This window comes from Chryseobacterium potabilaquae (genome assembly GCF_902728265.1).
Taxonomy (GTDB): Bacteria; Bacteroidota; Bacteroidia; order Flavobacteriales; family Weeksellaceae; genus Chryseobacterium; species Chryseobacterium potabilaquae.
Map to the genome: position 1 here is coordinate 66,178 of NZ_CACVBR010000019.1, position 8,620 is coordinate 74,797.

Consider the following 8,620-nt stretch of genomic DNA (forward strand, 5'->3'; position numbering starts at 1 on the left):
TTTACTTATTATCCATTGTACGACAGAATGGCATGTTTTTGTTCTGTAAATATTTTTGTATTTCTCTCTCTTTTTGGTAATAATCGTTTTTTTTTATTTTAATGATATACCAATTGCCATGTAAAATAATTAATGAATGTGTTTTTGAATAATATTGTCACTAAAATTAATAGTTTTATTGGGTAAGTGTGGGAATGTAGGAGCTTTTGTCCCGTTCTCAAGTTGTAGCTGTTCATTTTTAATAATAATAGCCTCATCCCAAAGATCCGCATTAATAAATTGTTGTAATGTATAGGTGCCTCCTTCAATGATTATGGATTGAATTTGTTCTTTATACAACACACTCATTAAATTTAATAAAAAGTTTTCTTTGTCGATGTTGATAAATTGAATGTTTTCATTAGATCCTTCTTTTATAGAATTAACAACTAGGGTTTTAGCTTCCTTGTTGAAGATATTAAAGTGTGGAGGTACTTTTAAGTCAAAATCAATTAATACTCTTGTAGGATTTATTCCGGTAGTGTTTCTTACGGTAAGACTTGGGTTATCGTTTAATGCAGTATATGTTCCCACCAAAATAGCATGTTCATCGGCTCTTAATTGATGCACAAATTGATTAACTAAAGTATTTGAAATTGCTGTAGGTTTAAAATCTTTATCTAAAAATCCATCTCCCGATTCAGCCCACTTTAAGATAATGTAAGGTCTTTTTTTCTCATGATAAGTAAAAAATCTTTTGTTCAATTCAATACATTCCTTTTCTAAAATGCCTGATATCACTTCGATACCTGAATCTTGGATGATTTTTTTTCCTTTTCCGTTAACTTTATCATGGGAATCCATTGCTCCAATAACTACTTTTTTAAATCCAAGCTCTTTTATTTTTAAGGCACACGGAGGTGTTTTTCCATAATGAGCGCAGGGTTCTAAAGAAACATAAATGGTTGATTCTGGAATAAGTTCTTTATTTTGTACAGAATTTATAGCGTTGATTTCAGCGTGATTTTCTCCGGCTTTATGATGATAGCCTTCTCCAATAATTTTTCCGTTATGAACGATAATACTTCCTACTAAAGGATTGGGATAAGTATTACCTAATGCTTTTTGAGCTAGTTCAATGCATCTTTTGATGTATAATTCGTCTTGCATATTATGAAAGAAAAAGCGAAGACAAATTTCTTTGCTTCGCCTTAGTATTTTTTTCAATTATTTATTCTCCAGCAATGATATTATGGAGATTTTGTTTTAGATTTTCCAGATGAGCTTTCTTTTCATCTATTGTATTATAAGTGTCCTTTAATAAAGGGTTTTCTCTTGAAGGTTTATTGAAAAATGCTAAATTATTCTCTAATTTTACAATTTCAGCTTCTAGATCGGATATTTGACTTTTTATCTTTCTTGCCTTATCTGTAAGCTGATTTTCAGTTAATCCCTCTTCTTTAAGTTCGAGCTCATTGATCTTATTCAATTTCAATTTCTCTCGCAACGTTTTATTAAACTCGGAATTAATAGAAATTTTGTCTCTTGGAACTTTTCCTATATTATTCCATGCTGTTTTAATAGCTTCTATTCGTTCAATACTTCCGTCTTCATTTGTAACTGTTTTCAGATCTTCAAGAAGTGCTTTTTTGTTATTGTAATTTTCTTTCCAATTATCTGTAGAAACATTACTTTTTTCTCTGTAGTTATTAAAAAATGTATTACAAGCATCCCGGAACTCATCCCAAATCCTATTAGTCATGCTTTTAGGAACATGTCCTATTTTTTTCCAATCTTCTTGAAGTTTTTTAAATAGAGGAACCGCAATATCCCAATCTTCGGTATTCATATTATCTTTAGCTGTCTGAATCAATTTTAATTTTTCTTCAAGATTGGCTTGCTGGGAACCTTTTAGAGATTTATAATACGTATTTTTAGTTGTATTAAAGCCTCTAAGGGTTGTTTTAAATTCATTCCAGTTTTGATTGGATAATTTTCTTGGAACACTTCCGGTCTTCAAAAATTCTGAACGAAGATCTTCGACCCTTTTGATTGCATTTTGCCAGTAATTGTGGTTGGGTTCATCAGAAGGGTTGGATAGTTTTTTTATTTCGGCAATAATCTGGTTTTTCTTTTCAAGATTATTATTTTGTTCGGCTTCAATTACAACGGAAAGTTCTGATTTTCTTTCGTGGATTTTATTTGAAATTTCTTTGAATTCCTCCCATGTTTTTTCACGGAACTCTTCCGCTACAGGTTCAGCTTCTTCTTTCCAGAGTTTATGAAGATATTGTAATTCATTTAATGCCTTTTGTATTACAGGTTCGTTTTCAAGCTCTTTTGCTCTTTCAATAATATGTTGTCTCTTTTCAAGATTATGATTATACTCTTGTTCTAAGAATTCTTTATTCAGATCCAACATTTGATAAAACTGATTCAAATGGTGGAAGTAATTATTATTAAGAATTTTGAATTCGGATTTTGGAACTTGCCCGGCTTTCGACCAATCTTCTTTTATTTCGCGGATTACTTTAAAGAGATTGATTCCAGGTTCTGAATTTGTATAAAGGTTTTTAAGCTTCTCTATAATACTTTGTCTGTATTCCAGATTTTTCTTTTGTTCTTCCTCTTGTTTCTTTTGATAAATGTCATGCTTTTCCCGAAAAATATTTATTAGAGCAGAAAATCTTGTTTGAAAAGGGTGCTCATAACTGAAATTTTCAGGAGGGTTTCCTGCTTCTATATATTCATGTTTTTTATCCTCCACTTCATCGTGGATATAATGACTTGCTTTTTCCTTTAGTTGATTGAATTTTTTTGAATTTTCACCAGCATCAGGAGAATTGATCATTCTTTCCATTTCTTTTAAAGCGTCTCCTAAGGAAATTTCAACATCATGATGTTCCTCTATATGATGATCTATTTCGTCTTCATGTAGGGTTTGATTTTGGAAAGTTTGATTTTCTGATGTCATTTTTTCAAATTCTTCGTTAGGATTTTTCTTTTCTCCGTTTTCAGAAAGATGGTTTTCTGTAATCATAGCAAATCTTTTATGTGATGGCATTAATATCCTTTAAATATATAGTAAAAAAGCTAAACAATGTACTAATTTATGTTATTTTTTTTGAAAATTCCAAATTTCCCATGCTTTTTCCGCCTGTTGTTCAAGCATATAATATCCATTTACTGTTTTTGCTCCTTTTTCGGATGCTTTGATAATGAATTTTGTATAATTTGGGTTATAAATTAAATCAATAATGAGATGTTCCTTTGAAACTCCCTCAAAAGGAAAGTCCAGGCAATCTTCTATGTGTGGGAAGGTTCCAACTGGGGTACATTGGATGATAATTTTATGCTGATCAACAATATCTTTATTCAAATTATCAAAATTAAGGGTGGTATTTCTCGAAACGATTTGGCAAGGAATATTATTTTTATCCAGCACATATTGAACTGCTTTAGCAGCACCTCCATTACCTAAAATTAATGCTGTATTGTGATGTTTTTTTTTATGAAGAAGTAACGTTTTTTCAAATCCGAAAGCATCCGTATTATATCCAATCTTCTTTCCATTTTCTATCAATACACAATTAACAGCACCTATATTTTTCGCTTCATCACTTAGTTCATCTAAATAATTGATGATTTTTTCTTTATATGGAATTGTAACATTAAATCCCAAAAGGCCAGGGGTTAAAAATAAGTTTTTAACTTCATCAATTTCATTTAAATCGAAAATCTCATAGGAGTAATTTTTCAGCATTAGTTTCTGAAATTTATCTTCAAAAAATTTTTTTGAAAAGGAATATGAAATATTTTTTCCAATTAACCCTAGTTTTTTATTGTTGTCCATATTTCAAAAATATAAAAAAGACCGAATAAGCCGGTCTTTTATAAAAAATATTTTCATATTCTATTCAACAATGAACTTTATAGAGCCCATATTGGTTGTAAAAATATAAGTTCCCGTTGATATTCCTTTTACATTTAATTTATTAGAGTATTTGAAGGGATGTGTGAATTTTTGGATTAATTTCCCTGATAGATCATATATTTCTGCTTTGTAAATTGTGTTTAGATTTCTACCTTTTACGACAAGCTCATCATTTTTAATGGGATTGGGAGATATACTCAGGAGTTTATCTTTATTGGTTTCCAATGTTTTTAATACACTACTATAACATGTCCATGAAAGATCATCTAAAGCAATTCTATTAGAATTTGAATTGATTATTTTTATGATAATATTCCCGGCTATATGGATATTATTAATTGTTGTAGTGCTAACATTTGAACTATAGGGAATTGTACCTACTGAAATACCATTTATTTCAACGTTTAGAGTTCCAGGGGTTCCACTATATTTTAATTGAGTGGTTAATGTTAAGCTTTCAATGCCATCAGAAATTGTTGTACTTGTTACATTTCCATTTCTGATAGTGATGGCTTTTCCATTAATTGTTTGGTCTGTTCTGGCGTCTGTTGCTGCCCATGAAATGTTATTATTAGTCCAATTTCGGATTAGATAACTTGAACTTGATATAGTAGGAATGCTTTCAAAATTTTCTGATCCACAGCTGGTATTTTCCCCTGATTGTGATGGGAGAGTAGATCCTGTTGTGGTATTGCTTTGTGGAGAAGAATTTCCTGCTGCATCTTTAGCAATAACATAAAAACTATAAGTTGTAGATGGTGCTAACCCTGAAATAGTAATTGTCGTTCCTGAAATAGTAGTTTTTAAAGTTCCGTTTGTGTATATATCATAAGCGGTAACTCCTATATTATCTGTTGCGGCTGTCCAACTTAAAGATATTGAATTGGATGTTGCTCCTGTTGTTAATAAATCTGTAGCTGGGGTAGGAGGCTCTGTATCATCAATTAGGTTTCCCCAGATCTCTTCTACATATTCTGGATGGTCAATAAATGGGTTTCTATTACCTTGGTATTGGTAAGATGCATTATTCCTAGCAATCTCAACTGTTGATACAGGGTCTAAATTGTGCCAAGCCAGTAGCTGGTTAAGTTCCCATATTTGTAATCCTGGAAAGGCGGAGCCTCCTAACATATTTCCTGTGCTAAAAGTTGAAAGCTTGTTTTCATATCTTGTCGCAAAATACAGTATCATTCTGGCTATATCTCCTTTGAATTCATCAATAGGTTCAAATACCGTTCCTGAATATCCTGAAGAAATGGAATTACCTAATCTAGATCCATTTTGAGAAGTATAGGTTGCTGTACCTACTTTACCAAAAGGGTAGTTTGATCTCATTGCATTTACTTTTCCATCAGTAGGGCGAATGAAATGTAAATCAGATTTCATGGGGAATGCTTCATTGAAAAGGCTTTGGGGGACAATGTGCTCCCTGTTGTAGCAATCACCTTCATTGCTGTATGTACCACATTGATTTGTTCCATAATTAAAATTGTAAGGATCGGGACCTATAGGGTTTTCTGAGTAAATATCAAGAATAGTCCCATCATTTTCATAAAAGTAATCACGATCCGTAGTTTGATAGGCTATCCATAATCCTCCATAACCGTGATCTTGATGTCCATTGGTAATAATTTGGCTCAATTCGGTTTTAAGAGGGGCGCCTGACAGGCCTGCTGTGGTATCATAATATCCTTGGGGGAGTTGGGAAAATAGATTGATCCATGGGAAGATCAATAGAAAGTGTAGTAGATTTCGTTTCATGTTTTTTTATTGCCGGCAAAGGTACAGAAAATCTCTACGGTGTGAATATTAACTTTTAGTAATATATTCTTTACTTATTTTAGAGAATACCCAAGAGATGATGTAGCCAAATAATGCGGCTGTAAGTGAAACGATAAAATAGTTTTTTATAACAATTTTTACGGGGAAAGGTAAGCTTTCTGTGGCCTTAAAAACCCCTGTGTAGAGTTGAAAGTAGCATAATAGGGTACCTAATATAAGTCCGGAAATAATTCCGGAGCTCACGATGAGAACACCTGTGTAAAAATATATTCTTCTTAAATAAGCAAATGAAAAACCTAATGAAATAAGAGATTTTGCCTGTTCTTTTTTATCAAGCTGTAATATAATAATTGCACCGGCTAAATTAAAAGTTGTGATAAAAATAACTAGAGCAAAAATCAGATAAATAAAAAGCTTTTCGGTATTGATCATTTTCCAGAAAGCGGCATTTTCTTCTTCTTTTGTCTTGATTTCTATGTTTTTCCCTAAAGAACGAAGTAGATTTTGCTTGACAGAATCTGCATTTTCTGCATTTTTTAATTTGATAACAATTTGATACGCTGATTTTTTTGGTAAATTGAGTAAGTCTTCAGTTAACTCTATGGGAGAAATAATGTAGTTGTCCATCTGACCTTTGCCAGGGAATACTCCCGTAATCAAAATATCTTTTTTATTGTAGATATCTTCTTCTTTATTAATAATTCCTGTTCCTGGTTTAGGCATGAATAGCGTAGCATAATCTCCTGTTGATTCTACCGGTATGGATAATCTATTATCTAAGCTATTTTCCATGAGTACCTCATTAGAGTATTGGAAGCTTGGATAGGCACCATAAAAAACATCTTGATTAATAGGGTTTACTTTAGTATAAGCTGAATCTACGCCTCTTAGATAGGCAATATCCCCTTTGCCATTATAGTTTATATATACTTTTTCTTCAATTATTTTAGAAAAGCTGCTAATTTCTTTATTATTCTTTAGGACAGTGTTAATTTTTTGTAAGTCTTGGAGAGTTTTGCCTGCTGTACTTTTTATGGTTAAATCAGCATGGAGATTGGAAATCATATCCTTATTGATATCCTCAAGTCCAGAAAAAACCGAAATGATCACAAACATTGCCGTTACAGCAACTGTCATAGCTCCTACAGCTAACCAAGTAATAAATGTAACAGCAGTGCTCCCTTTTTGGGCTAAAAGGTATCTTGATGCGATATAGAATGCTATGCTTCTCAAATTGATTATAAAACAGGATTATCTCCTTCTCCTTTTAGTTCTTTTTCAATTCTCTCCACATCATCAAGAGAAGTGTCTAGGTAAAAATTAAGTTGTGGAATTACACGTACTTGTTTGGCCATTTTTTGACCAATGAAATTTCTGTATTGAGTTTTGTTCTCCTCAATTTCTTTCATGATAGCTTTACGATGTTCCTGAGGGTATATGCTTAGATATATTTTAGCAATCCCCAAATCAGCCGTTACTTTAACGTCCGAAACAGTTACTAAAATGCTTTGTTTGCTTTCTGCAGCTTGTTTTCGGAAAAGTTCTGCGAAATCTTCCTGTATAATCTGTGCTACTTTTCTTTGTCTGTTACTTTCCATAAGTTGTGCAAATTTAGTATTTTTGTTTGAATTGATAGGTTGAAAATTGAGACTACATTAACTTTACAGTCAATTTAATTATTTTTATGAAGTTAGAACATATTGGTATAGCCGTAAAATCTCTAGGGGTTTCTGATGAACTTTTTACTAAACTTTTAGGTGAAAATTCTTATAAACAAGAGCGTGTAGATAGGGAAGGAGTAATTACTTCTTTTTATAAAATGGGAGAAAGTAAACTTGAACTTTTAGAAGCCAGTAATTCTGAAAGTCCAATTTCAAAATTTATAGAAAAAAAGGGAGAAGGTATCCATCATCTTGCTTTTGGAGTAGAAAATATCCTAGAAGAAATAAAAAGATTAAAAAAAAATGGATTTGAATTTATCTCCGAAGAGCCTAAAGAAGGCGCTGATAACAAATTAGTTGTGTTTCTACATCCTAGATCTACAAACGGAGTGCTGGTAGAACTTTGTCAAGAAAAGCAATAAAAAGTTTTGTAATGAAATAAATTTTACTATTTTTGCAAACACAAAATTTAACCAAAGTTTTGAGGTCCTATAGCTCAGTTGGTTAGAGCACCTGACTCATAATCAGGTGGTCCCTGGTTCGAGCCCAGGTGGGACCACGGTTTTGAAGATAGACAATTCTTCGAAAATTTTAATAGAGGCTGTCTCAAAAGAGATAGCCTCTATTATGTAAAAAAGAAAAGCACAAGCTTTCCTATTATTTGCAAATTGATTAATTTGCTTTGTGTTAACTTCTTCAAAAGTAATCTTTAAAAAGATTACAATCCCAAAGAAAACTTGCTTTTTCCTCCGAATTTATCGGAGTTGATAGATGAAAAGCACCCTGTTAGAGTTGTTTCAGGCATTATTGATGGCTTGGATATTAAGAGTTTAATGAAAATAAACCTGGCGGAACCTCTTGTTATCATCCGAAAATGCTTTTGAAAGTTTTGATTTATGGCTATTTAAGTAATATCTATTCAAGCCGCAAAATGGAGCAGGGCTTGAAAGAAAACATCCATTTTAAACGATTCATGCTTCGAGGAAAAAATAAGGTCGAGGTAGAAATAACCATACTTGCCATTGCTCACAATCTAAAGAAAATGTCAAAAGCACCCTAAAACAAACTGTCTTTTTGACTTGTTTAGCTTCATTTTTCAAAAATTAAAAATAAAAAACTTCAAAAAGCAGCTTTTTAAGGATCAGGCGCAAAAGTTGGGGGCTATGCAAAAAGTTTGGATAATCTGAATAAGAAAAAGGTTCTGTCTTTTACCCCTCTTAGTTGCAATCTAAAGTTTTTGATTTTCGCATTAAAAGACTCTGCT

Annotated in this window: 8 protein-coding genes, 1 tRNA gene and 1 pseudogene; 4 read left to right on the forward strand and 6 right to left on the reverse strand. The window is 32.1% G+C overall.

Annotation, left to right across the window (positions count from 1 at the left end):
- Positions 1-129 precede the first annotated feature (129 nt).
- The 6 genes from ribD to rbfA all read right to left on the reverse strand — a co-directional run bounded on the left by ribD (position 130) and on the right by rbfA (position 7,293).
- Complete coding sequence (gene ribD / locus CHRY9293_RS11225; RefSeq protein WP_162033063.1) at positions 130-1,149, reverse strand: bifunctional diaminohydroxyphosphoribosylaminopyrimidine deaminase/5-amino-6-(5-phosphoribosylamino)uracil reductase RibD; 1,020 nt, start codon at positions 1,147-1,149, stop codon at positions 130-132.
- A 61-nt stretch (positions 1,150-1,210) separates the two neighbouring features.
- Positions 1,211-3,019, reverse strand: coding sequence for a DUF349 domain-containing protein (locus CHRY9293_RS11230; RefSeq protein WP_162033064.1), 1,809 nt, complete (start codon positions 3,017-3,019; stop codon positions 1,211-1,213).
- 75 nt (positions 3,020-3,094) lie between these two features.
- Entirely contained in the window at positions 3,095-3,832 is a 738-nt protein-coding gene (locus CHRY9293_RS11235; RefSeq protein WP_162033065.1) for a shikimate dehydrogenase family protein, read from the reverse strand.
- A gap of 60 nt (positions 3,833-3,892) precedes the next feature.
- Positions 3,893-5,674, reverse strand: a complete 1,782-nt coding sequence (locus tag CHRY9293_RS11240; RefSeq protein WP_162033066.1) for an endonuclease — start codon at positions 5,672-5,674, stop codon at positions 3,893-3,895.
- Between the two features lie 48 nt (positions 5,675-5,722).
- Positions 5,723-6,928 (reverse strand): ABC transporter permease, encoded by a 1,206-nt coding sequence (locus CHRY9293_RS11245; RefSeq protein ID WP_162033067.1) that lies wholly within the window; start codon positions 6,926-6,928, stop codon positions 5,723-5,725.
- Positions 6,929-6,933: 5 nt separating this feature from the next.
- Positions 6,934-7,293 carry a 30S ribosome-binding factor RbfA gene (gene rbfA, locus CHRY9293_RS11250; RefSeq protein ID WP_122546203.1) on the reverse strand — a complete coding sequence of 120 codons (360 nt, stop codon included), beginning with the start codon at positions 7,291-7,293 and terminating at the stop codon, positions 6,934-6,936.
- Between the two features lie 86 nt (positions 7,294-7,379).
- Between rbfA and mce the strand changes: the two genes are divergently transcribed.
- The 4 genes and pseudogenes from mce (at position 7,380) to CHRY9293_RS18835 (ending at position 8,416) form a co-directional block, all read left to right on the forward strand.
- A complete protein-coding gene (gene mce, locus CHRY9293_RS11255; protein ID WP_162033068.1) occupies positions 7,380-7,778 on the forward strand; it encodes a methylmalonyl-CoA epimerase in 399 nt (132 codons plus the stop codon).
- 63 nt (positions 7,779-7,841) lie between these two features.
- A tRNA-Ile gene (locus CHRY9293_RS11260) sits at positions 7,842-7,915 on the forward strand.
- 178 nt (positions 7,916-8,093) lie between these two features.
- Positions 8,094-8,317: pseudogene (locus CHRY9293_RS18710) on the forward strand (transposase); the annotation flags it as partial.
- Positions 8,318-8,329: 12 nt separating this feature from the next.
- Positions 8,330-8,416, forward strand: a complete 87-nt coding sequence (locus tag CHRY9293_RS18835) for a hypothetical protein (RefSeq protein WP_238476825.1) — start codon at positions 8,330-8,332, stop codon at positions 8,414-8,416.
- Positions 8,417-8,620: the final 204 nt, after the last annotated feature.

Bases quoted from the DNA above. Each gene is read 5' to 3' on its own strand.
- ribD (WP_162033063.1), bottom strand. From the start codon at position 1,149: ATGCAAGACGAATTATACATCAAAAGATGCATTGAACTAGCTCAAAAA.
- CHRY9293_RS11230 (WP_162033064.1), bottom strand. From the start codon at position 3,019: ATGATTACAGAAAACCATCTTTCTGAAAACGGAGAAAAGAAAAATCCT.
- CHRY9293_RS11235 (WP_162033065.1), bottom strand. From the start codon at position 3,832: ATGGACAACAATAAAAAACTAGGGTTAATTGGAAAAAATATTTCATAT.
- CHRY9293_RS11240 (WP_162033066.1), bottom strand. From the start codon at position 5,674: ATGAAACGAAATCTACTACACTTTCTATTGATCTTCCCATGGATCAAT.
- rbfA (WP_122546203.1), bottom strand. From the start codon at position 7,293: ATGGAAAGTAACAGACAAAGAAAAGTAGCACAGATTATACAGGAAGAT.
- mce (WP_162033068.1), top strand. From the start codon at position 7,380: ATGAAGTTAGAACATATTGGTATAGCCGTAAAATCTCTAGGGGTTTCT.
- CHRY9293_RS18835 (WP_238476825.1), top strand. From the start codon at position 8,330: ATGCTTCGAGGAAAAAATAAGGTCGAGGTAGAAATAACCATACTTGCC.